The following is a 1,125-nucleotide window of genomic DNA, read 5'->3' on the forward strand; positions in this document are numbered from 1 at the left end:
CGCCCTGTCCGGCCTGGCCTTCTACGTGGGCCATCCGGGCAAGCCATGGAACGACAGCCTGTTCATCGGCTCGATGGCCCAGCGCAGCCTGATCCGCCTGCAGCTGGACGGCGACAAGGTCGTCGGCGAGGAGCGCCTGCTGCAGGACCTGGGCGAACGCATCCGCGACGTGCGCGCCGCCGCCGACGGCAACCTCTACCTGGTCACCGACGAAGACGACGGCAAGCTGCTGAAACTGGTGCCGCCGCAGGGCTGAAGACCGCCCGACGACGCCGCGCTTGCGCCTGGTCAAGGCCCGGGCGCGGGCGTCGGCTACAATTGCGGGGAAACTTATTCCCCACGACGCCACGATGTCCTCCGCCTACGGCACCGAAACGGTGCTCGATGTCCGTCACTGGACGGACGCCTACTTCAGCTTCACCACCACCCGCGACGACGGTTTCCGCTTCGAGAACGGCCAGTTCGTGATGATCGGGCTGCCCAGCGAAGCGGGCCGGCCGATCCTGCGCGCCTACTCCATCGCCAGCGCCAACTGGGAAGAGCAGCTGGAGTTCTTCAGCATCAAGGTCGCCAACGGCCCGCTGACCTCGCGCCTGCAGCACATCAAGCCGGGCGACACCATCCTGGTCGGGCGCAAGCCGACCGGTACCCTGCTGATCAGCGACCTGTTGCCCGGCCGCAACCTGTACCTGCTCGGCACCGGCACCGGCCTGGCGCCGTGGCTGTCGGTGATCAAGGACCCGGAAACCTACGAGCGCTTCGAGCGCGTGGTCCTGTGCCATGGCGTGCGCAATGCCGCCGACCTGGCCTATCGCGACTACTTCGAGAAGGAACTGCCTCAGCACGAGTTCCTCGGCGAGACGATCCGCGACAAGCTGCTGTACTACCCCGCGGTCAGCCGCGAGGAGTTCCCCAACCACGGCCGCCTGACCGACCTGATGGCCAGTGGCGCAATGATGGAAACCCTGGGACTGGCACCGCTGGACCCCGAGCACGACCGCGCCATGATCTGCGGCAGCCCGCAGATGCTGGCCGACTTCCGCGCCCTGCTCGACGGCCGCGGCTTCACCGCCTCGCCGCGGATCGGCACCACCGGCCAGTACGTGTTCGAGCGCGCCTTCGGCG

At 68.0% G+C, this 1,125-nt stretch carries 2 protein-coding genes; both read left to right on the forward strand.

Translation table 11 applies throughout. The features are described 5' to 3' along the window. Positions 1–256: PQQ-dependent sugar dehydrogenase (locus J7528_RS23435; RefSeq protein ID WP_291879669.1), on the forward strand; the 256-nt coding region annotated here is incomplete at its 5' end. 94 nt (positions 257–350) lie between these two features. Continuing rightward, on the forward strand, positions 351–1,125 hold a 775-nt coding region (locus J7528_RS23440), incomplete at its 3' end, for a ferredoxin--NADP reductase (protein WP_291879672.1).

This window comes from Caulobacter sp. (genome assembly GCF_017744445.1).
Lineage (GTDB): Bacteria > Pseudomonadota > Alphaproteobacteria > Caulobacterales > Caulobacteraceae > Caulobacter.